Below are 23,575 nucleotides of genomic sequence, written 5' to 3'. Positions count from 1 at the left end.
TGGCGCAAGCCGGCGGGCTTTTTGCCGTGCTGGCGCCGGCGCAGCTCAGTCGGCCAGCGTGCGCTCCATCAGCACCGCACTGGCGCCGTAGCTGGCCAGCTTGTCCGCATGGGCGGCGGCCGTGTGGGCCGCCACCGGGGCGTACCCGAGCCTGCGCCACCAAGGCGCGGCCGACTGCACCGCGATCAGCCGCGAACGCCGCAGCCCCGCCGCGCGCGCGGCCGCCTGTGCCGCGGCGTACAGGCGCGGCGCCAGGCCCGCGCCGCGTCCGGCGGGCGCCACCGCCATGTCGTGCACGAACCAGGTGAGGGCGTCCGGCCCGGCGCCATGGCGCCAGCCATGGTCGAGCAGGCCGTCCAGCGGCGGCAGGGTGGCTTCGGGCCAGGCGTGGGTAAAGAGGTAGGCGGCGAGCGCGCCGGGATGTCCGGGATCGTCCGCGACCCAGCAGGTGGCGGGGGACAGCGCCAGCCGGCTTGCCAGCGCGGCCTGGCTCTCCAGCAGGACTTCGGTATAGCAGCTGGCTTGTACCGCCAGCACGGCCGGCAGGTCGGCTGTGACCATCGGCCGCACGGTGAAAATCGTCATCGGCCGATTATAGCCGGCGAGGTCCGTGCATCCATGCCCGCCATGGCGCGTTTGGCAAGGCCTGGCGGGGCCTTCAGGGTTCTCCCGGCTATGGTTTACGTGCCTGTGGTGCCCTGAGCAATGTCCTTACAATTTTCAAAAAACAACTAACGGAAACTGCCTCGCAAATCCTTTTTCCCCAGAACCAGCTTGCCGCCTCCTCAGGGGACCGGCCGGAGGAAATTGATGCCCGAAGTGCGCAATTTGTCGCGGCTTTGGCGAGGTAAAGCGAAGTTCGCGCCGCGCCCCCCACTGGGCGCAGTCCGGCGCTGGCTCCGGTCTTTCCTGTGCCTGTATGCCCTGGGGTGTGCCACGCTGGCGCTTGCGGTGCCAGCCATGCCGGCGCATGCGGGGACCCAGCAGCTCGCCCGCAGCATGTCGTTCCCCGACCGCCCGATGCGCCTGATCGTGCCATTCCCGGCCGGCGGCGTTGCCGATGCGGTGGCGCGCATGCTGGCCGAGCGCCTCTCCGTGCGGCTGGGCGTGCCGGTGGAGGTCGACAACCGACCTGGCGCCGCCGGCACCATCGCCGGCGACGTGGTCGCCAAGGCCAGCTCCGATGGCCACACCCTGTTGTTGCACCAGGCCAATATGCTGATCCAGCCCGGACTGGAGCCGGTGCCGTACGACGTCGTGCGCGATTTCACGCCGGTTGCGCGCGTGGCCACCACGCCGCTGTTCCTGGTGATCGATGCCCGGCTGCCCATGCGCACGCCGGAGCAATGGATGACCGCGGTCAGGTCGAACCCGGGCTCCTACAGCTATGGCTACGGCCAGCCGGGCAGCCCCTCCCACCTGTACGCCGAGTACGCCGTGCGCGGCATCCGCAGCGGCGTGCCGCTGGTCACCGCCAAGGGTGAGGCCGCCGTGGTCCAGGAGATGCTGGCCGGCCGCGTCAGTGCCTGTTTCTGTTCGTTTGCCGCGGTCCAGGGCCAGGTCAGGAGCGGCGGGCTGCGCCTGCTCGGGGTGACGGGCGTGGCCCGCTCGCCGCTGGCGCCGCTGGTGCCGACGTTGCAGGAGTCGGGGCTGGAAGGCTATGCCGCGGCCGCCTGGTTTGGCGTGATGGCGCCGGCCAAGACCCCGCGCGCGATCGTCGCCAGGCTGGCGGTCGAGCTCGACGCGGTCATGTCCGAGCGCGAGGTGCGTTCGCGCCTGCAGGCGGCGGGGGTCACGCCGCTGCGCGATTCGCCGGAGGCGTTTGCCACCGCGATCCGCTCGGAATCTATCCAATGGCAGGTGATCCTGAAGGACGTCTCGCCGATACAGGAGCCTTGAGCAGCAAAGGGATGGGCAGGTTTGGGGGGCTAGGGCAAGTCTGGGAGGCTCCCCCGACGGGGGCATGTGGCGCGGGGCACACGGGCGCCAGCAGGGCTAGGTAGTACACCTTATAATGCGCGACTGTCCTGACCGGTGCCAACGTGACCGATTCTGCTCAAAACCTCGTCGAACTGACTGCGGTGGACTTCGCCTATGCGGACCACGGCAAGCCGATCCTGTCCGGCCTGACCATGCAATTCCCGCGTGGCAAGGTGATTGCGGTGATGGGCGGCTCGGGTTGCGGCAAGACCACGGTGCTGCGGCTGATCGGCGGCCAGGTCCGTCCGCAGGCAGGCACGGTCAGCTTTGCCGGCACCGATATCCACACGCTGGATACCCGCGGCCTGTACACGGTGCGCCGCCAGATGGGCATGCTGTTCCAGTTCGGCGCACTGTTTACCGATCTGTCGGTGTTCGACAATGTGGCGTTCCCGCTGCGCGAGCACACCGACCTGCCCGACTCGATGATCCGCGATCTGGTGCTGATGAAGCTCAACGCGGTCGGCCTGCGCGGCGCGCGCGACCTGATGCCGGCGCAGATCTCGGGCGGCATGGCGCGGCGCGTGGCGCTGGCGCGCGCGATTGCGCTGGACCCGGCGCTGCTGATGTATGACGAGCCCTTTGCCGGGCTGGACCCGATCTCGCTCGGACTGACCGCGCGCCTGATCCGCAGCCTGAACGACGCGCTGGGCGCCACCACGATCATCGTCTCGCACGACGTGCACGAGACCTTCCAGATCGCCGACTACGTCTATTTCATTGCCGACGGCCGCATCGTCGCGCAGGGCGAGCCCGAGGCGCTGCGTGCCTCCACCGACCCGTTCGTGCACCAGTTCGTCCATGCCGAGGCCGACGGCCCGGTGCCGTTCCACTACGCCGGACCTTCGCTGGCCGAGGATTTCGCCGGAGGAGCGCGGTGACGGACTTCTTTACCACCATCGGCGCGGCCGTGCGCCGCAGCGTGTCGGGGCTGGGCCGCGCCACGCGCATGTTCCTGACGCTGCTGGGCCTGTCGCCGACGCTGCTGCGCCGCTTCCGCCTGGTGACCGACCAGGTCTTCTTTGTCGGCAACCTGTCGCTGGTGATCATCGCGGTGTCGGGCCTGTTCGTCGGCTTCGTGCTTGGCCTGCAGGGCTACTACACGCTGAACCGCTACGGGTCCGAGCAGGCGCTTGGGCTGCTGGTGGCGTTGTCGCTGGTGCGCGAGCTGGGCCCGGTGGTGACCGCGCTGCTGTTCGCCGGCCGCGCCGGCACCTCGCTGACTGCCGAGATCGGCCTGATGAAGGCGGGCGAGCAGCTGACGGCCATGGAAATGATGGCGGTGAACCCGCTGCAGCGCGTGATCGCGCCGCGCTTCTGGGCAGGCGTGATCGCCATGCCGGTGCTGGCGGCGATCTTCAGCGCGGTCGGCATCCTGGGCGGCTACGTGGTGGGCGTGCAGTTGATCGGCGTTGACGCCGGCGCCTTCTGGTCGCAGATGCAGGGCGGCGTCGATGTGCGCGCCGACGTGCTCAATGGCGTGATCAAGAGCTTTATCTTTGGCATTGCCGTGACGTTTATTGCCCTGTACCAGGGCTTCGAGGCCAAGCCCACGCCGGAAGGCGTCTCGCGCGCGACCACCCGCACCGTGGTGATTGCGTCGCTGGCCGTGCTGGGGCTGGATTTCCTGCTGACCGCGCTAATGTTCAGCAACTGACGCGGGCCACACCAACGACAAGACAGCGACAAGAACACTACGGGGTTGAAGAAAGAGATTCCAATGAAAAAGAACGCACTCGATTTCTGGGTGGGGCTGTTCGTGGCGGCGGGGTTCGTCGCCGTGCTGTTCCTGGCCCTCAAGGCGGGGAACATGAGCGCCTTTTCCTTCCAGGACACCTACAGCGTGCAGGCGCGCTTTGACAACATCGGCGGGCTCAAGCCGCGCGCGCCGGTCAAGAGCGCGGGCGTGGTGGTCGGCCGCGTGGCGGCGATCCGCTTCGACGACAAGACCTACCAGGCCACCGTCGAGATGAGCCTGGAGAAGCGCTACCAGTTCCCCAAGGACACCTCGGCCAAGATCCTGACATCCGGATTGCTCGGCGAGCAGTACATCGGCCTTGAAGCCGGCGGCGACGCCGCCATGCTGGCCGAAGGCGCGCGCATCACCATGACGCAGTCGGCCGTGGTGCTGGAAAACCTGATCGGACAGTTCCTGTACAACAAGGCGGCAGATGCCGGCGGCGGTGCGCCGGCCGGTGCCAGCGCGCCGGCGCCGGCAGGGGACCTCAAATGAGCGTTGCGCCATCGTTCTGCAAGGGCCTGGCCGCAGTCGCTGCCGCGGCCGTGCTCGCCGGTTGCGCCACGGGCCCCACCGCCAATCCGAAAGACCCGCTTGAGCCGTTCAATCGCGAAATCTCGAAGATCAACGAAGACTTCGACAAGGGCATCCTGCGGCCGGTGGCCCAGGTCTATGCCGACTACATGCCCACGCCGGTGCAGCGCGCGGTGGAGAACTTCTTCTCCAACGTGAGCGATGTCTACTCGGCGGCGAACAACCTGCTGCAGGGCAAGCCCACCCGCGCCGCCGAGGACACCATGCGGGTGGCCATGAACACCGTGCTGGGGATCGGCGGCCTGATCGACATCGCCACCCCGGCCGGCCTGCCCAAGTACAAGGAAGACTTCGGCCAGACGCTGGGCGTGTGGGGCGTGCCGCCCGGGCCGTACCTGGTGCTGCCGCTGTTCGGGCCGAGCACCGTGCGCGACACCGGCGGCATGCTGGTGGACCGCAGTTTCGACCCGTCGGCCTATCTCTATCCGGTATCGCTGCGCAATTCGCTGACCGGCGTGCGCATCGTTGCCGGCCGGGCGCAGCTGCTCGGCGCCAGCAACCTGCTGGAGCAGGCGGCGCTGGACAAGTACTCGTTCCTGCGCGATTCCTACCTGCAGCGGCGCCAGTACCTGGTCTACGACGGCAACCCGCCTGACGGCGACGAAGATGCAGACAGCGCCCCGGAGACCCCGGCGGCGCGCCCTGAAGCCCCTGCCGGGACCGAAGGTGAAACGCCCGCGACGCCCGCCACGCCGGCTGCGCCGTCGCAGCCTGCAGCACAGGCGCCCGCCGCGCCGCCGGCCGACGCCTCGGCCCCGGCCGCCACCCCGGCGCAGCCTGCGCAGACGCCCTCGGGCGACCTGCAGCCTGAGAGCCAGAGCTTGCCGATACCGCCCATGGATCCGATGCAGCGGATCATGCCGGGGGTGCGTATCCGCTGACCCTGCGCGGCGCGGGCGGCTCCAGGGTCCGCGCCAGGCTGTGAATGCCCTGTGAGGGCTGAAACAATTTGTTTGTAAGTAGCGGGAAAGGCGCTTGCTGGTGCAACCACCGCCCCGCGCTTATGTTCCAATCTCCGCAAGGCCGCGCGCCAGCCTGGCGCCTGGCCAGTTCGCCCTCGGCGAAGAACGTCTTTGATAAAGAAGGAAAATCCATGATAAAGCGACTGTTGGTCCCCTTCCTTACGGTAGTTGCCTTCGCAGGCACGGCGCATGCCCAGGTGGCGGCCCAGGACGCGGCCACCCCGGACGGGCTGGTCAAGGCCGTGGTCAACGACGTGATGACCACCGTCAGGGCCGACAAGGACATGCAGGCCGGCAATATCGCCAAGATCACCGCGCTGGTCGAACAGAAGATCATCCCCAACGCCAACTTCCAGAAGACCACGCAGATCGCCATGGGCCGCAACTGGTCCAAGGCCACGCCCGAGCAGCAGAAGCAGATCACCGAGGAATTCAAGACCCTGCTGATCCGCACCTATGCCGGCGCCATTGCCCAGATCCGCGACCAGACCGTGCAGTACCGCCCGTACCGCGGCACGGCTGACGATACCGATGCCACCATCCGCACCCAGGTCGTCAACAAGGGCGAGCCGATCCAGATGGACTACCGCCTGGAAAAGACCGCCCAGGGCTGGAAGGTCTATGACATCAACGTGCTGGGCGCCTGGCTGACCGAAGCCTACAAGGGCAGCTTCAATACCATCGTCGGCCAGCAGGGCGTCGAGGGCGTGATCAAGACGCTGCAGGACCGCAACCGCCAGCTGGCCAGCGCCAAGAGCTGAGGCGCCTGCCCAACGGTGCGCCGCTGCAATGCAGCACGGCGCACCGATCTGCTCTACAATGGCCGCTCGCGGCACAGACTCCCGCCCGACGTGCGGGAGTCGTCGTTTTTGCCACTGTATTCAAGCTACCGATCCCCAGGCCACGCATCCATGCTCTCGCTAGGTACCTCGCTGACCAACCAGAACGCCGCCGCCGTGCTGCGTGACGGGCTGGCGCGCCTGGCGCAGGGCGAGGTGCAGGTCGACTGCACCGGCCTGGCGCAGGTGGATTCCTCCGCGGTCGCCGTGCTGCTGGCATGGAACCGCGCCGCCGCCGCGCGCAACCAGGCGCTGTCGCTGCGCGGCGTGCCGCCGCAGCTGTCGCAACTGGCCAGCCTGTACGGCGTGGACGGTCTGCTGGGCCTGGCCCCCGCGGCCGCAGCGCAGGGGCACCACCACCGACATTGATCCGGCATCGCCGGTCGCCAGCACGGCGGCCGCCCGCGATGCCGCGGCGACGGCCCTGCGCGGTCGCCGAGCCCCTGGGGGCGGATCAAGCGGGACCATCCCCGCATCCCCTATAATTCCGGGTTGTTCGCCCATCCCCCCGCCTGCTACCGGTTCATGCCATGCCGGGCCAGGAAGTCCGGGCACGCAGTTGCTCCCCAATTCCCGGCGGCCGGCCCCAAAAATGCCGAACCCGCCACAAACAATCGGCCATGAAAGCCATTGAAATCCACGACGTTCGCAAGCGCTACCGCAACCTGCAGGCGCTCAAGGGCGTTAGCTTCACCGTCGAACGCGGCGAATTCTTCGGCCTGCTCGGGCCCAACGGCGCCGGCAAGACCACGCTGATCTCGATCCTCGCCGGCCTGAACCGCGCCGATTCCGGCCGCGTCAGTGTGCTTGGCCACGATGTCGTTGCCGACTACCGGATGGCCCGGCGTATGCTGGGCGTGGTGCCGCAGGAGCTGGTGTTCGATCCGTTCTTCACGGTGCGCGAGACGCTGCGGCTGCAGTCGGGCTACTTTGGCCTGACCCGCAACGACGACTGGATCGACGAGATCATGGCCAACCTGGACCTGACCGGGAAAGCCGACGCCAATATGCGCCAGCTCTCGGGCGGCATGAAGCGGCGCGTGCTGGTGGCGCAGGCGCTGGTGCACCGCCCGCCGGTGATCGTGCTGGACGAGCCCACCGCCGGTGTGGATGTGGAACTGCGCCAGACGCTGTGGAAATTCATCTCGCGCCTGAACCGGGAAGGGCACACCATCATCCTGACCACGCACTACCTGGAAGAGGCCGAGGCCCTGTGCGACCGCATTGCCATGCTCAAGTTCGGCGAGGTGGTGACGCTGGACCGCACCAGCAACCTGCTGACGCAGTTTGCCGGCCTGCAGCTGGTGCTGACCTTTGCGCGCGGCGTCCTGCCGCCGGCGCTGGAGCCGCTGCGCATGCCGGCCAACCCCGGCGAGCGCGCGGTGCGCCTGCGATTGTCGGGCTACCAGGCGGTTGAACCGATCCTGGCCGCCTGCCGCGAAGCGGGCTGTGACATCGAAAACATGGAAATCAACAAGGCCGACCTCGAGGACGTATTTGTGCAGATCATGCGCCGCGAGGGGCATATGCCCGGTGCGCTGCCCGATCCGGCGATGGAGGCCGTGGCATGAAGCAGCCTGGCGATATCGAGGTCCTGGACGACACCGGCCTCGGGCCGATGGCCGTGGGCGGCCTGGTGGGTTTCCGCACCCTGCTGTACAAGGAAGTGCTGCGTTTCTGGAAGGTGAGCTTCCAGACCGTGGCCGCGCCGGTGCTGACCGCGGTGCTGTACCTGCTGATCTTCGGCCATGTGCTGGAAGACCGGGTCAAGGTCTATGACCAGATCAGCTACACCGCCTTCCTGGTGCCCGGCCTGGTGATGATGAGCGTGCTGCAGAACGCGTTTGCCAACAGCTCGTCATCGCTGATCCAGTCCAAGATCACCGGCAACCTGGTGTTCGTGCTGCTGCCGCCCTTGTCGCACTGGGAAATGTTCGGCGCCTATGTGGTGGCCTCGGTGATCCGCGGGCTGACCGTGGGCCTGGGCGTGCTGCTGGTGACGGCGTGGTTTGCCAACCTGCATTTTGCCAATGTGGGCTGGATCCTCGTCTTTGCGCTGCTGGGTGCGGGCATCCTAGGCACGCTGGGCCTGATCGCCGGCATCTGGGCCGAGAAATTCGACCAGCTGGCCGCGTTCCAGAACTTCCTGATCATGCCGGCGACCTTCCTGTCCGGCGTGTTCTATTCGATCCATTCGCTGCCCGCCTTCTGGCAGGCGGTGTCCCATGCCAATCCGTTCTTCTACATGATCGACGGTTTCCGCTATGGCTTCTTCGGCGTCTCGGACGTGTCGCCGCTGTTCAGCCTGGCGGTGGTCGGATCGGCGTTCGTGGTGCTGGCCGCGCTGGCGCTGCGCTTGCTGAAGTCCGGATACAAGCTGCGCCACTGAACTGTGGCCGGCCATACTGAATCACGCTGAAGAGAACCCCATGCTGCCTACACCGGAACAAGTCAGGGATTACATTGCCCAAGGACTGCCCTGCGAACATCTGCAAGTCGAGGGCGATGGCCAGCACTTCTTTGCCACCATCGTCAGCGCCGAATTTGAAGGCAAGCGGCTGATCCAGCGCCACCAGCGCGTCTATGCCGCGCTGGGCGACCGCATGCGTGCCGAGATCCACGCGCTGTCGATGAAGACGCTGACGCCTGCCGAGTGGCAGGCGGGCGAAGGCAAGTAAGCCCCGCCAATATGCGCCGCGCCACCCGCGCGGCCCCAGAACCATGACGCCGGGCGCGTGCCCGGCTCCAGACGACAGAACATGGACAAATTCCAGATCCACGGCAATGGCCCGCTGAAGGGCGAAATCCGCGTGTCGGGCGCCAAGAACGCAGCCCTGCCGATCCTGTGCGCGGGCCTGCTGACGGCGGATACCGTTTCGCTGGACAACGTGCCTAACCTGCAGGACGTGCGCACCACCCTCAAGCTGCTGCGCCAGATGGGCATGCAGGCCGAGCTGGATGGCGCCCGCGTGACCCTGAACGGCGCCGACGTCAACGTGCTCGAGGCCCCGTACGAGCTGGTCAAGACCATGCGCGCCTCGATCCTGGTGCTGGGCCCGCTGGTGGCCCGCTTCGGCGAGGCCCGCGTGTCGCTGCCCGGCGGCTGCGGCATCGGCGCGCGCCCGGTCGACCAGCACATCAAGGGCCTGCAGGCGATGGGCGCCGAGATCACCATCGAACACGGCTTTATCCATGCGCGGGCCAAGCGCCTGAAGGGCGCGCGCGTGGTCACCGACATGATCACCGTGACCGGCACCGAGAACCTGCTGATGGCCGCCACGCTGGCCGAAGGCGAGACCGTGCTGGAAAACGCCGCGCGCGAGCCCGAGGTGACCGACCTGGCCCAACTGCTGGTCAAGATGGGCGCGAAGATCGAAGGCATCGGCACCGACCGTCTGGTAGTGCAGGGCGTGGAGCGCCTGCATGGCGCCAGCCACAGCGTGATCGCCGACCGCATCGAGGCCGGTACCTTCCTGTGCGCCGCCGCCGCGACGCTGGGCGACCTGGTGCTGCGCGGCGTGCAGCCGGACATCCTCGACACCGTGCTCGACAAGCTGCGCGAAGCCGGCGCAAAGCTCGAGACCGGCGCCGACTGGATCCGCCTGGCCATGCCCCAACGCGCGAAGGCCGTGAGTTTCCGCACCTCGGAATACCCGGCCTTCCCGACCGACATGCAGGCCCAGTTCATGGCGCTCAATGCCGTGGCCGAAGGCACCGCGCGCGTGACCGAGACCATCTTCGAAAACCGCTTCATGCACGTGCAGGAACTGAACCGCCTGGGCGCCGACATCGCGGTCGAAGGCAATACCGCGGTGGTCAACGGCGTGCCGCGCCTGTCGGGCGCCAACGTGATGGCGACCGACCTGCGCGCCTCGGCCAGCCTGGTGATCGCCGGCCTGGTGGCCGATGGCGAGACCGTGATCGACCGCATCTACCACCTGGACCGCGGCTACGACCGCATGGAAGACAAGCTGTCGGCAGTGGGCGCGAAGATCCGCCGCATTGCCTGAGGAAGTCCGATGAGCCCCACTTTCAACGCATCGCCCAACCAGCTGACGCTGGCGCTGTCCAAGGGCCGCATCTTCACCGAGACGCTGCCGCTCTTGGAAGCCGCCGGCATCCGCGTCACCGAGGACCCCGAGACCTCGCGCAAGCTGATCCTGCCGACCTCCGATCCGGCCGTGCGCGTGGTGATCGTGCGCGCCTCGGACGTGCCGACCTACGTCCAGTATGGCGCCGCCGATTTCGGCGTGGCCGGCAAGGACGTGCTGATGGAAAGCGGCATGGCCGGCCTGTACGCGCCGATCGACCTGAACATCGCGCGCTGCCGCATGTCGGTGGCGGTGCCGGCCGGGTTTGACTATGCCAACGCGGTGCGCCAGGGCGCGCGCCTGGCCGTGGCCACCAAGTATGTGCAGACCGCGCGCGAGCATTTTGCGAAAAAGGGCGTTCACGTCGACCTGATCAAGCTGTACGGTTCGATGGAGCTGGGCCCGCTGGTGGGCCTGTCCGACGCCATCGTCGACCTGGTCAGCACTGGCAGCACGCTGCGCGCCAACAACCTGGTTGAAGTCGAAGAGATCGTGCAGATCTCGTCGCGGCTGGTGGTGAACCAGGCCGCGCTCAAACTCAAGCGCGAGCGGCTTGCGCCGATTCTCGACGCATTCGAACGGGCTTCGGCGGCGCTGGCGTAAGGCCACACCAGGCCCGCGCCGACTGAGAGGAAAGTAGTCATGAACGCAACCGAAATGGAAAACCTGCCGATCCGCCGGCTCGATTCCAGCAAGCCTGGCTTTGCCGAGGCGCTGCGCCAGGTGCTGGCCTTCGAGGCTGGCGAGGACGAGGCCATCGATCGCGCCGCGGCGCAGATCCTGGCTGACGTGAAGGCGCGCGGGGATGCCGCGGTGCTGGAATACACCAAGCGCTTCGACCGCGTGGAAGCGTCGTCGATGGGCGCGCTGGAGGTGTCGCAGCAGCAGCTCGAAGCCGCGCTCGAAGACCTCGAGCCCAAGCGCCGCGCCGCGCTGGAGGCCGCCGCCGCGCGCGTGCGCGCCTACCACGAGAAGCAGAAGATCGAATGCGGCAGCCACAGCTGGGAATACACCGAGGCCGACGGCACCATGCTCGGCCAGAAGGTGACGCCGCTGGACCGCGTCGGCATCTATGTGCCGGGCGGCAAGGCCGCGTATCCGTCGTCGGTGCTGATGAACGCAATCCCGGCGCGCGTGGCGGGCGTGAAGGAAATCATCATGGTCGTGCCCACGCCGGGCGGCGTGCGCAATGAGCTGGTGCTGGCCGCCGCGCAGATCGCCGGCGTGGACCGCGTGTTCACCATCGGCGGTGCCCAGGCGATTGGCGCGCTGGCCTACGGCACGGCGACGCTGCCGCAGGTCGACAAGATCGTCGGCCCGGGCAATGCTTATGTGGCCGCGGCCAAGCGGCGCGTATTCGGCACCGTCGGCATCGACATGATTGCCGGCCCGTCCGAGATCCTGGTGATCTGCGACGGCACCACCGACCCCGACTGGGTGGCGATGGACCTGTTCTCGCAGGCCGAGCACGACGAACTGGCGCAGTCGATCCTGCTGTGCCCGGACGCCGGCTATATCGCCCGCGTCGAAGCCAGCATCCAGCGCCAGCTCGGCACCATGCCGCGGCGCGAGGTGATTGCCGCCTCGATCTCCGGCCGTGGCGCGCTGATCAAGGTTCGCGACATGGAAGAGGCCTGCGAGATCGCCAACGCGATCGCGCCCGAGCACCTGGAGATCTCCGCCGAGAACCCGCGCCAGTGGAGCGAGAAGATCCGCCACGCCGGCGCCATCTTCCTGGGCCCCTATACCAGCGAGTCGCTCGGCGATTACTGCGCAGGCCCGAACCACGTGCTGCCGACCTCGCGCACCGCGCGCTTCTCTTCGCCGCTGGGCGTCTATGACTTCCAGAAGCGTTCGAGCCTGATCGAAGTGAGCGAGGGCGGGGCGCAGATGCTCGGCCAGATCGCCGCCGAGCTGGCCTATGGCGAAGGCCTGCAGGCCCACGCCCGCAGCGCGGAATATCGGTTCACCAAACGCAGTTGATCTACTGACCCACGCTGCCTGATAACGCAGCCAACTTTGGAGTTCCCATGTCAGCCGTAGAGCCCTCCCTGATCGAACGCATCATCCGTGACGACGTGCGCGCCATGGGCGCCTACCACGTGCCGGATTCGCACGGTCTGGTCAAGCTCGACGCGATGGAGAACCCGTACCGGCTGCCTCCCGATCTGCGCCGCGAACTGGCCGAGCGCCTGGGCGAGGTCGCGCTGAACCGCTACCCCGTGCCCAGCAGCGAAGCGCTGCGCGCCAAGCTGAAGACTGTGATGCAGGTGCCCGCCGGCATGGACGTGCTGCTTGGCAACGGCTCCGACGAGATCATCAGCATGCTGGCGCTGGCCGCGGCCAGGCCCGGCGCCAAGGTGATGGCGCCGGTGCCGGGCTTCGTCATGTACGCAATGTCGGCGCAGTTCGCCGGCCTGCAGTTCGTCGGCGTGCCGCTGCGCGCGGACTTCACGCTCGACCGCGCCGCCATGCTGGCGGCGATGGCCGAGCACCAGCCCGCCATCATCTACCTGGCGTACCCGAACAACCCCACCGGCAACCTGTTCGATGCCGCCGACATGGAGGGCATCGTCCGCGCCGCCCAGGGCGAGGTCTGCAACAGCCTGGTGGTGGTCGACGAGGCCTACCAGCCGTTCGCGCAGCACAGCTGGATGCCGCGCCTGACGGAATTCGGCAACCTGCTGGTGATGCGCACCGTGTCCAAGCTGGGCCTGGCCGGCATCCGCCTGGGCTACCTGGCCGGCGCGCCCGAATGGCTGTCGCAGCTGGACAAGGTGCGCCCGCCGTACAACGTCAACGTGCTGACCGAAGCCGCCGCGCTGTTCGCGCTGGAGCACGTGTCGGTGCTGGACGAACAGGCCGCCCAGCTGCGCGACGAACGCACCTGCGTGGCCGAAGGCATGGCCGCGCATGCGGGCGTGACGGTGTTCCCCAGCGCCGCCAATTTCCTGCTCGCGCGCGTGCCGGATGCCGCACAGACGTTCGACCGGCTGCTGGCCCGCAAGGTATTGATCAAGAACGTGAGTAAAATGCACCCGTTGCTGGCCAATTGTCTGCGCGTCACGGTCAGCACCCCCGAAGAAAACGCGCAGTTCCTTGAGGCATTCGCAGCGTCGCTGCAGGATTAACACCATGCGTGTTGCAGAGGTCACCCGCAATACTTCGGAAACGCAAATTCGCGTTTCCCTGAATCTCGACGGCAGCGGCCGCCAGAAACTGGCGTCCGGCGTGCCGTTCCTTGACCACATGCTGGACCAGATCGCCCGGCATGGCATGTTCGACCTGGAGGTCGAAGCCACCGGCGACACGCATATCGACGACCACCATACGGTGGAAGACGTGGGCATCACGCTCGGCCAGGCGGTGGCAAAGGCCATCGGCGACAAGAAAGGCATCACCCGCTACGGCCACAGCTACGTGCCGCTGGACGAATGCCTGTCGCGCGTGGTGATCGATTTCTCCGGCCGCCCCGGCCTGGAATTCCACGTGCCGTTCACGCGTGCGCGCGTGGGCAGCTTCGACGTGGACCTGACCATCGAATTCTTCCGCGGCTTCGTCAACCATGCGGGCGTGACCCTGCATATCGACAACCTGCGCGGCATCAATGCCCACCATCAGTGCGAAACCGTGTTCAAGGCCTTTGGCCGGGCACTGCGCATGGCGGTGGAGCTGGACCCGCGCGCGGCGAACACGATCCCGTCGACCAAGGGTACGCTCTGACCTTTCCACCACGGTAGGCGTGCCGGCTGGTTGCGGCGCCCGCTGACCTTCCAAGCCTGAACCTGGCCAGCGATGCTGGCGACCCGCAACCGATGGATACGCTCAAGTCGTTTATTTCGCTGCTGGCGCTGATCAACCCGATCGGGGCGATCCCGTTCTTCATCAGCCTGACCAGCCTGCAGACGGAAGCGGAAAAGCTGCGTACCATCAAGATCGCATCGGTTTCGGTGGCGATCGTGGTGGCGGTGTCGGCCTTGCTGGGGCAGCAGATCATCGAGTTCTTCAATATCTCGGTGGCGTCGCTGCAGGTGGGTGGCGGGCTCATCATGATCATGATGGCCATGAACATGCTGAACGCGCAGACCAGCCGCACCAAGGCCACGCCGGAAGAAGAGGACGAGGCCGAGGTAAAGTCCAGCATCGCGGTGGTGCCGCTGGCGCTGCCGCTGCTGACCGGGCCGGGCTCGATCAGCACGGTGATCGTCTATGCCGGCAAGACCCAGCACTGGTACCAGTTGCTGATCCTGGTCGGCCTTGGCGTGGTGATCGGTGCGGTGGTGTACCTGGTGTTCCGCGCGGCCGACCCGATCGCCCGGGTCATCGGCCGCACCGGCATCAATATCGGCACGCGCCTGATGGGGCTGATCCTGTCGGCGCTGGCCGTGGAATTCATTGTGGACGGGCTGAAGACATTGTTGCCTGTTTTGAAATCATGACTACCATAGCAATTGTGGATTACGGCATGGGCAACCTGCGCTCGGTGGCGCAGGCGCTGCGTGCCGCGGCGCCGGAAGCGGACGTGCGTGTGGTGGATGCCCCCGAAGGCATCCGCTCGGCCGACCGCGTGGTGCTGCCCGGCCAGGGCGCGATGCCCGACTGCATGTCGGCGCTGGGCGCGTCCGGGCTGCAGGAGGCGGTGGTGCAGGCCGCCGCCAGCAAGCCGATGCTGGGTGTGTGCGTGGGCGAGCAGATGCTGTTCGAGTTCAGCACCGAAAGCCGGGCCGGCGCGGACCGTACGCCGGCGCTGGGCCTGATGCCCGGCCAGGTGGTGCGCTTTGCGCTGGACGGCATGACGCAGCCCGACGGCTCGCGCTACAAGGTGCCGCAGATGGGTTGGAACCGGGTGCGCCAGGCCAGGCCTCACCCGCTGTGGGACGGTATCCCGGACGACAGCTGGTTCTATTTCGTCCACAGTTACTATGTGCAGGCGCAGGACCCGGCCCATGTTGCCGGTGAAACGGAATACGGAGTCGTATTTACCAGCGCGGTAGCGCGCGATAATATTTTCGCGACGCAGTTCCACCCCGAGAAGAGCGCGGCCCTGGGCCTGCAGCTGTACCGGAACTTCGTCCACTGGAATCCCTGACCCGATTCGTTTTTTTACCGATCATCGACCGCTAACTCGACCCGTCACCCGACCTGTTTCCGATCGACTATCGACCCGACCTGACCGGCAGCGCCGGTCTCGCTCAATCTCTATCACTCAACCACGCTCGTCACGCATATGTTGCTCATTCCGGCCATCGACCTGAAGGACGGTCAGTGTGTACGCCTCAAACAAGGCGACATGGACCAGGCCACCGTCTTTTCCGAAGATCCCGCCGCCATGGCACGCCACTGGGTGGAGCAGGGCGCCCGCCGCCTGCACCTGGTGGACCTGAATGGCGCGTTCGTGGGCAAGCCCCGCAACGAGGAGGCCATCAAGGCCATCATCGCCGAGGTCGGCGACGAGATCCCGGTGCAGCTGGGGGGCGGCATCCGCGACCTGAACACCATCGAACGCTGGCTGGATGACGGGCTGTCGTACGTCATCATCGGCACCGCCGCGGTGAAAAACCCCGGCTTCCTGAAGGACGCCTGCTCGGCCTTCGGCGGCCATATCATCGTCGGCCTGGATGCCAAGGACGGCAAGGTGGCGACCGACGGCTGGAGCAAGCTGACCGGCCACGAGGTGGCGGACCTGGCACGCAAGTATGAAGACTACGGCGTCGAGGCGATCATCTACACCGATATTGGCCGCGACGGCATGCTGCAGGGGATCAATATCGATGCCACCGTCAAGCTGGCGCAATCGATGTCGATCCCGGTGATCGCCAGCGGCGGGCTGTCCAACCTGGCCGACATCGACAACCTCTGCGCGGTCGAGGGCGAAGGTGTCGAAGGCGTCATTTGCGGCCGCGCGATCTACTCCGGGGATCTCAACTTTGCCGCCGCGCAGGCGCTGGCGGACAAGCTGCGCGACGGGCAATAAGGCAACGCGCCGCGGGCGCAGCCGCCGCCAGACTGGAGCTGGCGGCGGACAAGGAATCTCATGCTAGCCAAACGTATCATCCCCTGCCTGGACGTGACCAACGGGCGGGTGGTCAAGGGCGTCAACTTTGTCGAGCTGCGCGACGCGGGCGATCCCGTGGAAATCGCGCGCCGCTATGATGAGCAGGGCGCCGATGAAATCACATTCCTGGACATCACCGCGACCAGCGACGGGCGTGACCTGATGCTGCACATCATCGAGGCTGTGGCTTCGCAGGTCTTTATCCCGCTGACGGTGGGCGGCGGCGTGCGCACGGTCGAAGACGTGCGGCGCCTGCTCAATGCCGGCGCGGACAAGATCAGCGTCAACTCGTCGGCCATCGCCAATCCGCAACTGGTCTCGGACGCCACCGCCAGGTACGGCTCGCAGTGCATCGTGGTGGCGATCGACGCCAAGCGCAGCTCCGCCCCGGGCGAAGCGCCGCGCTGGGAAGTCTTCACCCATGGCGGGCGCAAGGCCACCGGGCTGGACGCCGTCGAATGGGCGCGAGAGATGGCCGCGCGCGGCGCCGGCGAGATCCTGCTGACCAGCATGGACCGCGACGGCACCAAGAGCGGTTTCGACCTGGAACTGACCCGCGCCGTCAGCGACGCGGTACCTGTGCCGGTGATCGCCTCGGGCGGCGTCGGCGGCCTGCAGGACCTGGCCGACGGCATCACCCAGGGCCGCGCCGACGCGGTGCTGGCCGCCAGCATCTTCCACTACGGGCAACACACCGTGGGCGAAGCCAAGGCATTCATGGCCCGCGAGGGCATTCCCGTGCGGATCTGATCATGGCAAAGAAGTGGCTCAACAAGGTCAAATGGGACGATAACGGCCTGGTGCCGGTGATCGTGCAGGAAGTCGGCTCGAACGACGTGCTGATGTTCGCGTTCATGAACCGCGACGCGCTGCAGCGCACCGTGGAGCTGGGCGAGGCCGTGTTCTGGTCGCGCTCGCGCAAGCGCCTGTGGCACAAGGGCGAAGAGTCCGGCCACGTGCAGAAGGTGCATGAGATCCGCCTGGACTGCGATGAAGACGTGGTCCTGCTAAAGGTGACCCAGATCGACAATATCGCCTGCCATACCGGGCGCCATTCCTGCTTCTTCCAGAAGTTCGAGGGTGATGTGGAGGCCGGCGACTGGCAGACGGTCGAGCCGGTGCTGAAGGACCCTGCCCAGATCTACACCAAGCCATGAGCGACACCCAACTCAGCAGCAACGATGTCCTGGCGCGCCTGGCCGAAGTGCTGGAATCGCGCAAGCCCGCCAACGGCGGCGACCCTGACAAGTCCTATGTGGCGCGCCTGTTCAGCAAGGGCGACGACGCCATCCTGAAGAAGATCGGCGAGGAAGCCACCGAGACCGTGATGGCCGCCAAGGACGCGCGCGCCGCCGGGCAGACTGGCGCCGAGGCCGGCAAGGTGGTCTACGAAGTGGCCGACCTGTGGTTCCACAGCATGGTATTGCTGGCCAACTTCGGCCTGACCCCTGCGGATGTGGTCAACGAGCTCGCGCGGCGCGAAGGGCTGTCCGGCCTCGAGGAAAAGGCCCGGCGCAAGGACTAGGTGGCCCGCGCAGGCTGGTCTTCCGCCTGCCCAAGGCAGGCTCTTAATAAAAGGGCGATTATGGCGAACGACTACACCGGGCAAGTCACCACCCCCAGCGGCGAACAGTTGAGCAGCCTGCGCAAGCTGCTGCACATCCTGTATGCCCTGTATGCGATCTTCTGGCTGACCGGCGGCATCACCGCGCTGATTGCAATCGTGATCAACTACGTCAAGCGCGACGACGCTCGCGGCTCGCTGTATGCCTCGCACTTCGCCTGGCAGATCCGTTCGTTCTGGTGGTCAGTAGTGTGGGGCGTGCTTGGCGGGGTGCTGTTCGCGACAGTCGTGCTGATGCCGCTGGCCTTTGCCGTCTGGGGCGTGCTGTCGCTGTGGATGCTGTATCGTATCGTCAAGGGCTGGCTGTACCTGAATGACAGCAAGCCGATGTACCCGGATCAGCAGTTCTGATGCCGGGCAGGCCGGGGCGCACGAAGCTGACAGCGGGTGCCGCGGCCGTCGCAATGAAATCTTCATGAACGCTCAGGATAATTGCATCTTCTGCAAGATCGTGGCCGGCCAGCTACCGTCGCGCAAGGTCTACGAAGACGACGACATGGTGGCCTTCCACGATATCCATCCCAAGGCCCCGGTACACTTTCTGGTCGTTCCCAGGTTGCATGTCGACTCGCTGGCCGATTGCGGCGCCGGCGAAGGGGCGGTGCTTGCTAGAATGATGCTGAAGGTGCCTGAACTGGCGCGCGCGGCAGGCTGTGCCAACGGTTTCCGGACGGTGATCAATACCGGCCCGGACGGTGGGCAAGAGGTCTACCACCTGCACCTGCATGTGCTGGGTGGGCCGCGCCACGAGTGGAAAGGACCGCTGCCCTGACCGGGCAGCCTTGGCATGGGAGCGCCCGCGGCGTTAACGCCTCGGGGCAGAAGCTGCGCCGGCAACCGTCGCCCGGCGCGGCCATAACGGGACGGAACAACGGGTCCGGGCATATCTGATTACGCCCGCGGCTTCATCAGGAGCAAGAAATGGGTTCGTTTAGCATTTGGCACTGGCTGATCGTGCTGGTGATCGTCATGCTCGTGTTCGGCACCAAGAAACTGCGCAATATCGGCCAGGACCTGGGCGGCGCGGTCAAGGGCTTCAAGGATGGCATGAAGGACGGCGAGGGCAAGGCTGCCGCCGATCCCGCCCAGTCCAAGGAACTGCGCGACTCCACCACCATCGACGTCGAAGCCAAGGAAAAGACCCGCCAGCAGTAATCCGGCGGTGTGTCATCCCTTCTACGCAAACCTCGCTGCCTGCGTGTCGTCCCGCGCCTGCGCTTTTCCGCATGTTGTCCGCATGATGTGTCCGCATGATTGATCTCGGCATTTCCAAGCTGGCGCTGATCGGCGCCGTGGCACTGATCGTGATCGGTCCCGAACGGCTGCCCAAGGTTGCGCGCACTGTGGGCGCGCTGGTCGGCCGGGCGCAGCGCTACATCAACGACGTCAAGGCCGAAGTCAGCCGCGAGGTTGAACTGGAAGAACTGCGCAAGATGCGCACGGAATTCGAGGACGCCGCGCGCGATGTCGAGCGCACCATTCACAAGGAAGTCAGCGAGCAGACCCAGGCGCTGAACGAAGCCCTGGGCGGTGCCGAGGGAACCAGCGGCGGCAGTAGCGCCGACGCCGGTGGCGGCTTCGTGCCAAGCTGGGATGCGGCCCACAAGGCGCACAACGGGCGCAAGAGCTGGCGCGTCAAGCAGGGCGCCCGCCCGCTCTGGTTCAAGCGCCAGCACAATGTCCGCGTCTGGGTGCAGTCGGGCGCGGCGCGCGTCAAGCGCCACCGGCCGGTCACCCGGCCATCCCGATCCTTCTTCGAGTGAGCATGCGCCGCGGCAACACCTTGCCGGCCGTCGTTCCGGCCGCTGCCGTCGTGGCCGCAGTCCTGGTTGCATTCGCGCGCCGCCGCGTTGCGGCCCCATCGATCCACCTTGCCAGCCCCCGCGGCTGAGCGGTTCACGCCATGAGCGACACCCGGTCCCCAGATCCCCAAGACCCGCAAGACGAGTCGCAGCAGGAAACCTTTATTTCCCACCTGGTCGAACTGCGCCAACGCCTGGTCAAGGCGGTGGCCGGCATCATCCTGGTCTTCGTCAGCCTGGTCTACTGGGCCCCGGTGATTTTCAACCTGTTTGCCGCGCCGCTGATGGAGTCGCTGCCCAAGGGCGGCAAGATGATCGTGACCGATGTCACCGGCTCGTTCTTCGTGCCGATGAAAGTCACCTTGCTGGTGGCCTTCCTGATCGCGCTGCCGTGGGTGCTGTACCAGGTCTGGCAGTTTGTCGCGCCCGGCCTGTACCAGCATGAGAAGCGCCTGATCCTGCCGCTGGTATCGAGCAGCTATTTCCTGTTCCTGTGCGGCGTGGCGTTCGCGTATTTCCTGGTGTTCCCCACGGTGTTCCATTTCATGGCGCACTACAACGCCCCGCTGGGGGCGGAGATGTCGACTGACATCGACAAATACCTCAGCTTTGCCATGACCACTTTCCTGGCCTTCGGCATCACCTTCGAGGTGCCGGTGGTGGTGATCGTGCTGGTGCGCTTTGGCGTGGTGGAGCTGGAAAAGCTCAAGCAGATCCGCCCCTATGTGATCGTGGGGGCCTTCATCATCGCGGCCATCGTGACCCCTCCCGATGTGCTGTCGCAGCTGCTGCTGGCCGTGCCGCTGGTGGCGCTTTATGAACTGGGACTGCTGCTGGCGCGTTTTGTCGGCCGTCCGTCCCCTGAAGCGGCTGCTTCAGGGGAAACGCAGCCCGACTAATTCGGCTGAGGTAGGCCTTTCAGGCCTGCCTAGCCCCGTTTTGCACCAAAACGGGGATTTCCCCATCCATTCCTGTTGCTCCCCCACAACAAAAACCGCCAGTAAGCATGGTTTACGCCGAAAAAGCCTTCTGACGGCCGGGGGGGCTGGCACATAATACGCAGCAGACGTGAATGTAAATGCGTCGCCCAAGTACTTGGGCAACCAAGATTTCCCAATCAGTTGACAAGGAAAGTGTCGATATGAAGATGAAACTGTTTGCTGCTGCCGTCGCCGCTCTGGCCGCTGGTGGCGCGTATGCCCAATCGAGCGTGACCCTGTACGGCGTGGCTGACGTCGGCCTCGAGTACGTCAACAACGCCAACGCCGCTGGCGACGACCTGTTCCGCATGTCGTCGGGTAACCAGTCCGGTTCGCGCTGGGGCCTGCGTGGCGTGGAAGACCTGGGCGGCGGCCTGAAGGGCGTGTTCGTGCTGGAAAGCGGTTTCGACCTGGACAACGGCACGTCGGCTCAAGGTGGTCGTCTGTTCGGTCGTCAAGCCTACGTCGGTCTGCAAAGCCAATTCGGCTCGCTGCTGCTGGGCCGTCAGCAAACGTCGTTCTATGACTTCGGTCTGCAGTTCGACCCGATGGCCATTTCGTCGCGCTACGGCATCCTGTCGCAAGACGCTCAATTCGCTGCGCGCGCTGATAACACCGTCAAGTACATCGGCAAGTTCGGTGGCCTGACCGCTTCGGCCTTCTACAGCTTCAACAACAACGGCCAGGAAGTCGCCGGCGCATTCCGCCGCGGCCAACAATACGGCGCCCTGGTGAGCTACGCAGCTGGCCCGTTCGCAGTTGGTGCTGCTTATGACGAAATCCACGGCACCGTGTCGGCTGGTGGCGTTGACCAAAGCGGCCAGCGCACTCGCCGCGCTACCGTTGGCGCCAACTACGCCTTCGGTCCGGCCAAGGTCTATGCCGGCTATCGCTGGGCCAAGGCCTTCGACGGCGCTGCGCTGCCTGGCGGCACGACGGTTGACAACGGTATCCTGACCACGTCGACGGCTTCGAACCTGTACTGGCTGGGTCTGGGTTACCAGCTGACCCCGGCGTTCTCGCTGTCGGGCGCTGCTTACTACCAAGACTTCCGCAAGAGCGAAGCGGATCCGTGGCAGTTCGTGATCACGGCCGACTACGCGCTGTCGAAGCGTACCGACGTGTACACCTCGCTGTCGTACACCCTGAACGACAAGGGCTCGGCCCTGGGCGTGAACGGTTTCAACACCGCCACCACCACCAACGTTCAGGCGAACAAGGATCAGTTCGGTGCTGTGGTTGGTCTGCGCCACAAGTTCTAATCTGACGCGGGCGTAAGCTCGCTTAGGATTGGCTTGAACCAAAAGGCCGGCATCCGTAAGGATGCCGGCCTTTTGTCTTGTGCGGCACCAAGTGCTGGTACAGGCTGTTGCGCTGCTATTGTGCTGTGTCAGCCATGCCGTGCCTGGATAGCCGGCCGGAGAACGGGTGGCGTGGGCGCAGCGCGGTGTGCCGGCATTCTGCTTCGCGGCGATGTGGATCGGGCGCGGCGTTGCTCGTGCCGATCGTGACCGGTATGCACGTCGATCACGCCCCCGGGCGTGAGTTGCGCCTACCAGTGACGACTCCTGGTTCCACCGCCGCGATCCGGCAGCGCGGCGCGGCATTCCGTGATCGTTGCCTCGATGCCAAGGGCAGCAACTGCGCCAGGCATAAAAAAACCCCGCCATCCAAGGCGGGGCTTCTTCTTCAGGGCCGTGTCGTCGTGCCCGGCCTCACTCTTCCTCTTCAAACGGCAGCGAGCGGCGCGGCGGCGGAGGCCGTTTGCCGATGGTCACCGTCAGGTCCGTTGGCTTGCCGCGGCGGATCACGGTCATCTTGATGTCCACGCCCGGCTTGAGCTGGGCAATCGCGTTGAGCAGCGCGGTCGTGTCCGTGATCGACAAGCCATCCACCTTGGTCAGCACATCGCCGGGCTTCACGCCCGCCTTGTCGGCCGGCCCACCCTGGACCACCGCGGCGATCAGTGCGCCTTCCTTGGCATCGAGGCCGAACGATTCGGCGATCTCGGGCGTCATGTCCTGCGGCTCGACCCCGATCCAGCCACGCGTCACGCTGCCGGTGGAAATGATCGATTCCATCACCTGCTTGGCGGTCGACACCGGAATCGCAAAGCCGATCCCCAGCGAGCCGCCCGAACGCGAGTAGATCGCCGTGTTGATGCCCAGCAGGTTGCCCTGCGCATCCACCAGCGCGCCGCCGGAGTTGCCCGGGTTGATGGCCGCGTCGGTCTGGATGAAGTTCTCGAAGGTATTGATGCCCAGGTGGCTGCGGCCCAGCGCCGACACAATGCCCATCGTCACCGTCTGGCCGACGCCGAACGGGTTGCCGATGGCCAGCACCACGTCGCCTACCTTTACGTTCTCGAGCCGGCCCAGCGTGATCGCGGGCAGGTCCTTGAGCGTCACTTTCAGCACGGCCAGGTCGGTTTCCGGGTCGGAGCCTACCACCTTGGCGTTGGCTTTGCGGCCGTCGGTCAGCGCGATCTCGATTTCATCGGCGCCGTCGACCACGTGGTGGTTGGTTAGAATGTAACCCTCGGCGCTGACAATGACGCCGGACCCCAGGCTGGAGACCGGCTCCTGCCGCTCAGGCAGGCGGTCGCCAAAGAAGAAGCGGAACCACGGATCCTCGGCCTGCGGGTTGGGCGAGCGCTTGTTGCCGTTCTTGCTGGTAAAGATATTGACGACGGCCGGCATGGCCATCTGGGCGGCTTCGCTGTAAGACCCTTCGGCCGCAGGACCGGACACGTTGGGCACGACTTCCTTGAGCGCCACGATGGGCGAACCGGACTGGACCGCGACGCGCCCCCTCTGCAGCCAATCAGGCTTGAGCGTTGCCACGACGAACCAGACCGCCAGCACGACGGTGACAGCCTGGGCAAAGAACAGCCAAAAGCGCCGCAACATA

At 66.1% G+C, this 23,575-nt stretch carries 29 protein-coding genes; 27 read left to right on the top strand and 2 right to left on the bottom strand.

What is annotated here, in order from left to right:
- Positions 1-45: 45 nt before the first annotated feature.
- Entirely contained in the window at positions 46-585 is a 540-nt protein-coding gene (locus tag AC3WVS_RS22455; protein WP_492320418.1) for a GNAT family N-acetyltransferase, read from the bottom strand.
- A gap of 225 nt (positions 586-810) precedes the next feature.
- On the opposite strand from AC3WVS_RS22455, the gene AC3WVS_RS22450 reads away from it, so the two are divergent.
- The 27 genes from AC3WVS_RS22450 to AC3WVS_RS22320 all read left to right on the top strand — a co-directional run bounded on the left by AC3WVS_RS22450 (position 811) and on the right by AC3WVS_RS22320 (position 21,927).
- Entirely contained in the window at positions 811-1,899 is a 1,089-nt protein-coding gene (locus AC3WVS_RS22450; protein WP_492320417.1) for a Bug family tripartite tricarboxylate transporter substrate binding protein, read from the top strand.
- A 143-nt stretch (positions 1,900-2,042) separates the two neighbouring features.
- A complete protein-coding gene (locus AC3WVS_RS22445; protein WP_492320416.1) occupies positions 2,043-2,861 on the top strand; it encodes an ABC transporter ATP-binding protein in 819 nt (272 codons plus the stop codon).
- The gene (gene mlaE / locus AC3WVS_RS22440; protein WP_492320415.1) at positions 2,858-3,637 is read left to right on the top strand and encodes a lipid asymmetry maintenance ABC transporter permease subunit MlaE; all 780 of its coding nucleotides are present in this window, start codon (positions 2,858-2,860) and stop codon (positions 3,635-3,637) included. The genes AC3WVS_RS22445 and mlaE overlap by 4 nt, the downstream gene beginning before the upstream one ends.
- Before the next feature lie 63 nt (positions 3,638-3,700).
- Entirely contained in the window at positions 3,701-4,213 is a 513-nt protein-coding gene (gene mlaD / locus AC3WVS_RS22435; RefSeq protein WP_492320414.1) for an outer membrane lipid asymmetry maintenance protein MlaD, read from the top strand.
- Positions 4,210-5,193, top strand: coding sequence for an MlaA family lipoprotein (locus AC3WVS_RS22430; RefSeq protein WP_492320413.1), 984 nt, complete (start codon positions 4,210-4,212; stop codon positions 5,191-5,193). The genes mlaD and AC3WVS_RS22430 overlap by 4 nt, the downstream gene beginning before the upstream one ends.
- 212 nt (positions 5,194-5,405) lie before the next feature.
- Complete coding sequence (locus tag AC3WVS_RS22425) at positions 5,406-6,035, top strand: MlaC/ttg2D family ABC transporter substrate-binding protein (RefSeq protein WP_492320412.1); 630 nt, start codon at positions 5,406-5,408, stop codon at positions 6,033-6,035.
- A gap of 114 nt (positions 6,036-6,149) precedes the next feature.
- Entirely contained in the window at positions 6,150-6,482 is a 333-nt protein-coding gene (locus AC3WVS_RS22420) for an STAS domain-containing protein (protein WP_492293462.1), read from the top strand.
- Between the two features lie 251 nt (positions 6,483-6,733).
- Positions 6,734-7,684, top strand: a complete 951-nt coding sequence (locus AC3WVS_RS22415) for an ABC transporter ATP-binding protein (RefSeq protein ID WP_010812337.1) — start codon at positions 6,734-6,736, stop codon at positions 7,682-7,684.
- Positions 7,681-8,502, top strand: coding sequence for an ABC transporter permease (locus AC3WVS_RS22410; RefSeq protein ID WP_010812336.1), 822 nt, complete (start codon positions 7,681-7,683; stop codon positions 8,500-8,502). Before AC3WVS_RS22415 ends, AC3WVS_RS22410 begins: the two co-directional genes overlap by 4 nt.
- A gap of 40 nt (positions 8,503-8,542) precedes the next feature.
- Positions 8,543-8,791 carry a BolA family protein gene (locus AC3WVS_RS22405; RefSeq protein WP_010812335.1) on the top strand — a complete coding sequence of 83 codons (249 nt, stop codon included), beginning with the start codon at positions 8,543-8,545 and terminating at the stop codon, positions 8,789-8,791.
- An 81-nt stretch (positions 8,792-8,872) separates the two neighbouring features.
- Positions 8,873-10,123, top strand: coding sequence for a UDP-N-acetylglucosamine 1-carboxyvinyltransferase (gene murA, locus AC3WVS_RS22400; protein ID WP_011616142.1), 1,251 nt, complete (start codon positions 8,873-8,875; stop codon positions 10,121-10,123).
- 9 nt (positions 10,124-10,132) lie between these two features.
- Entirely contained in the window at positions 10,133-10,807 is a 675-nt protein-coding gene (hisG, locus tag AC3WVS_RS22395; protein ID WP_010812333.1) for an ATP phosphoribosyltransferase, read from the top strand.
- 39 nt (positions 10,808-10,846) lie between these two features.
- Positions 10,847-12,187 (top strand): histidinol dehydrogenase, encoded by a 1,341-nt coding sequence (gene hisD, locus AC3WVS_RS22390; protein WP_035826019.1) that lies wholly within the window; start codon positions 10,847-10,849, stop codon positions 12,185-12,187.
- A gap of 47 nt (positions 12,188-12,234) precedes the next feature.
- Positions 12,235-13,335, top strand: coding sequence for a histidinol-phosphate transaminase (gene hisC / locus AC3WVS_RS22385; protein ID WP_492320411.1), 1,101 nt, complete (start codon positions 12,235-12,237; stop codon positions 13,333-13,335).
- 4 nt (positions 13,336-13,339) lie between these two features.
- Positions 13,340-13,927, top strand: a complete 588-nt coding sequence (gene hisB / locus AC3WVS_RS22380) for an imidazoleglycerol-phosphate dehydratase HisB (RefSeq protein WP_013958203.1) — start codon at positions 13,340-13,342, stop codon at positions 13,925-13,927.
- A gap of 92 nt (positions 13,928-14,019) precedes the next feature.
- A complete protein-coding gene (locus AC3WVS_RS22375; RefSeq protein ID WP_010812329.1) occupies positions 14,020-14,643 on the top strand; it encodes a YchE family NAAT transporter in 624 nt (207 codons plus the stop codon).
- Complete coding sequence (hisH, locus tag AC3WVS_RS22370) at positions 14,640-15,293, top strand: imidazole glycerol phosphate synthase subunit HisH (RefSeq protein WP_035813874.1); 654 nt, start codon at positions 14,640-14,642, stop codon at positions 15,291-15,293. Before AC3WVS_RS22375 ends, hisH begins: the two co-directional genes overlap by 4 nt.
- A gap of 138 nt (positions 15,294-15,431) precedes the next feature.
- Positions 15,432-16,178: a 1-(5-phosphoribosyl)-5-[(5-phosphoribosylamino)methylideneamino]imidazole-4-carboxamide isomerase gene (hisA, locus tag AC3WVS_RS22365; RefSeq protein ID WP_427311601.1), complete on the top strand. Its 747-nt coding sequence runs from the start codon at positions 15,432-15,434 to the stop codon at positions 16,176-16,178.
- 60 nt (positions 16,179-16,238) lie between these two features.
- Positions 16,239-17,009, top strand: a complete 771-nt coding sequence (gene hisF / locus AC3WVS_RS22360; protein ID WP_492320410.1) for an imidazole glycerol phosphate synthase subunit HisF — start codon at positions 16,239-16,241, stop codon at positions 17,007-17,009.
- A 2-nt stretch (positions 17,010-17,011) separates the two neighbouring features.
- Positions 17,012-17,416, top strand: coding sequence for a phosphoribosyl-AMP cyclohydrolase (gene hisI, locus AC3WVS_RS22355; protein ID WP_010812325.1), 405 nt, complete (start codon positions 17,012-17,014; stop codon positions 17,414-17,416).
- Entirely contained in the window at positions 17,413-17,784 is a 372-nt protein-coding gene (locus tag AC3WVS_RS22350; RefSeq protein ID WP_018313910.1) for a phosphoribosyl-ATP diphosphatase, read from the top strand. Before hisI ends, AC3WVS_RS22350 begins: the two co-directional genes overlap by 4 nt.
- Before the next feature lie 60 nt (positions 17,785-17,844).
- The gene (locus tag AC3WVS_RS22345) at positions 17,845-18,234 is read left to right on the top strand and encodes a DUF4870 family protein (protein WP_492320409.1); all 390 of its coding nucleotides are present in this window, start codon (positions 17,845-17,847) and stop codon (positions 18,232-18,234) included.
- Positions 18,235-18,298: 64 nt separating this feature from the next.
- The gene (locus AC3WVS_RS22340; RefSeq protein WP_492320408.1) at positions 18,299-18,655 is read left to right on the top strand and encodes a histidine triad nucleotide-binding protein; all 357 of its coding nucleotides are present in this window, start codon (positions 18,299-18,301) and stop codon (positions 18,653-18,655) included.
- Positions 18,656-18,804: 149 nt separating this feature from the next.
- Positions 18,805-19,038 carry a Sec-independent protein translocase subunit TatA gene (tatA, locus tag AC3WVS_RS22335; protein WP_010812321.1) on the top strand — a complete coding sequence of 78 codons (234 nt, stop codon included), beginning with the start codon at positions 18,805-18,807 and terminating at the stop codon, positions 19,036-19,038.
- 95 nt (positions 19,039-19,133) lie between these two features.
- Positions 19,134-19,646, top strand: coding sequence for a Sec-independent protein translocase protein TatB (gene tatB, locus AC3WVS_RS22330; RefSeq protein ID WP_492320407.1), 513 nt, complete (start codon positions 19,134-19,136; stop codon positions 19,644-19,646).
- Between the two features lie 140 nt (positions 19,647-19,786).
- The gene (gene tatC, locus AC3WVS_RS22325; RefSeq protein WP_035826013.1) at positions 19,787-20,584 is read left to right on the top strand and encodes a twin-arginine translocase subunit TatC; all 798 of its coding nucleotides are present in this window, start codon (positions 19,787-19,789) and stop codon (positions 20,582-20,584) included.
- Positions 20,585-20,826: 242 nt separating this feature from the next.
- Positions 20,827-21,927 carry a porin gene (locus tag AC3WVS_RS22320; RefSeq protein WP_492320406.1) on the top strand — a complete coding sequence of 367 codons (1,101 nt, stop codon included), beginning with the start codon at positions 20,827-20,829 and terminating at the stop codon, positions 21,925-21,927.
- Positions 21,928-22,380: 453 nt separating this feature from the next.
- Here the strand turns inward: AC3WVS_RS22320 and AC3WVS_RS22315 are convergent, their stop codons facing one another.
- A complete protein-coding gene (locus AC3WVS_RS22315) occupies positions 22,381-23,574 on the bottom strand; it encodes a Do family serine endopeptidase (RefSeq protein WP_492320405.1) in 1,194 nt (397 codons plus the stop codon).
- Between the last annotated feature and the right edge of the window lies 1 nt (position 23,575).

It is taken from the genome of Cupriavidus sp. CPT47-8839-RL05A, assembly GCF_058792255.1.
This window is presented reverse-complemented; position numbering and strand designations above follow the sequence as displayed.

What these genes read in the sequence shown, in the direction of transcription:
- AC3WVS_RS22410 (WP_010812336.1), top strand. Translation starts at nt 7,681, where the DNA reads ATGAAGCAGCCTGGCGATATCGAGGTCCTGGACGACACCGGCCTCGGG.
- hisA (WP_427311601.1), top strand. Translation starts at nt 15,432, where the DNA reads ATGTTGCTCATTCCGGCCATCGACCTGAAGGACGGTCAGTGTGTACGC.
- hisI (WP_010812325.1), top strand. Translation starts at nt 17,012, where the DNA reads ATGGCAAAGAAGTGGCTCAACAAGGTCAAATGGGACGATAACGGCCTG.
- AC3WVS_RS22430 (WP_492320413.1), top strand. Translation starts at nt 4,210, where the DNA reads ATGAGCGTTGCGCCATCGTTCTGCAAGGGCCTGGCCGCAGTCGCTGCC.
- AC3WVS_RS22415 (WP_010812337.1), top strand. Translation starts at nt 6,734, where the DNA reads ATGAAAGCCATTGAAATCCACGACGTTCGCAAGCGCTACCGCAACCTG.
- mlaD (WP_492320414.1), top strand. Translation starts at nt 3,701, where the DNA reads ATGAAAAAGAACGCACTCGATTTCTGGGTGGGGCTGTTCGTGGCGGCG.
- AC3WVS_RS22320 (WP_492320406.1), top strand. Translation starts at nt 20,827, where the DNA reads ATGAAGATGAAACTGTTTGCTGCTGCCGTCGCCGCTCTGGCCGCTGGT.
- AC3WVS_RS22315 (WP_492320405.1), bottom strand. Translation starts at nt 23,574, where the DNA reads ATGTTGCGGCGCTTTTGGCTGTTCTTTGCCCAGGCTGTCACCGTCGTG.
- tatB (WP_492320407.1), top strand. Translation starts at nt 19,134, where the DNA reads ATGATTGATCTCGGCATTTCCAAGCTGGCGCTGATCGGCGCCGTGGCA.
- hisG (WP_010812333.1), top strand. Translation starts at nt 10,133, where the DNA reads ATGAGCCCCACTTTCAACGCATCGCCCAACCAGCTGACGCTGGCGCTG.
- AC3WVS_RS22425 (WP_492320412.1), top strand. Translation starts at nt 5,406, where the DNA reads ATGATAAAGCGACTGTTGGTCCCCTTCCTTACGGTAGTTGCCTTCGCA.
- AC3WVS_RS22345 (WP_492320409.1), top strand. Translation starts at nt 17,845, where the DNA reads ATGGCGAACGACTACACCGGGCAAGTCACCACCCCCAGCGGCGAACAG.
- AC3WVS_RS22405 (WP_010812335.1), top strand. Translation starts at nt 8,543, where the DNA reads ATGCTGCCTACACCGGAACAAGTCAGGGATTACATTGCCCAAGGACTG.
- hisB (WP_013958203.1), top strand. Translation starts at nt 13,340, where the DNA reads ATGCGTGTTGCAGAGGTCACCCGCAATACTTCGGAAACGCAAATTCGC.
- hisD (WP_035826019.1), top strand. Translation starts at nt 10,847, where the DNA reads ATGAACGCAACCGAAATGGAAAACCTGCCGATCCGCCGGCTCGATTCC.
- AC3WVS_RS22340 (WP_492320408.1), top strand. Translation starts at nt 18,299, where the DNA reads ATGAACGCTCAGGATAATTGCATCTTCTGCAAGATCGTGGCCGGCCAG.
- murA (WP_011616142.1), top strand. Translation starts at nt 8,873, where the DNA reads ATGGACAAATTCCAGATCCACGGCAATGGCCCGCTGAAGGGCGAAATC.
- AC3WVS_RS22375 (WP_010812329.1), top strand. Translation starts at nt 14,020, where the DNA reads ATGGATACGCTCAAGTCGTTTATTTCGCTGCTGGCGCTGATCAACCCG.
- AC3WVS_RS22455 (WP_492320418.1), bottom strand. Translation starts at nt 585, where the DNA reads ATGACGATTTTCACCGTGCGGCCGATGGTCACAGCCGACCTGCCGGCC.
- AC3WVS_RS22350 (WP_018313910.1), top strand. Translation starts at nt 17,413, where the DNA reads ATGAGCGACACCCAACTCAGCAGCAACGATGTCCTGGCGCGCCTGGCC.
- hisF (WP_492320410.1), top strand. Translation starts at nt 16,239, where the DNA reads ATGCTAGCCAAACGTATCATCCCCTGCCTGGACGTGACCAACGGGCGG.
- tatA (WP_010812321.1), top strand. Translation starts at nt 18,805, where the DNA reads ATGGGTTCGTTTAGCATTTGGCACTGGCTGATCGTGCTGGTGATCGTC.
- AC3WVS_RS22450 (WP_492320417.1), top strand. Translation starts at nt 811, where the DNA reads ATGCCCGAAGTGCGCAATTTGTCGCGGCTTTGGCGAGGTAAAGCGAAG.
- tatC (WP_035826013.1), top strand. Translation starts at nt 19,787, where the DNA reads ATGAGCGACACCCGGTCCCCAGATCCCCAAGACCCGCAAGACGAGTCG.
- hisH (WP_035813874.1), top strand. Translation starts at nt 14,640, where the DNA reads ATGACTACCATAGCAATTGTGGATTACGGCATGGGCAACCTGCGCTCG.
- hisC (WP_492320411.1), top strand. Translation starts at nt 12,235, where the DNA reads ATGTCAGCCGTAGAGCCCTCCCTGATCGAACGCATCATCCGTGACGAC.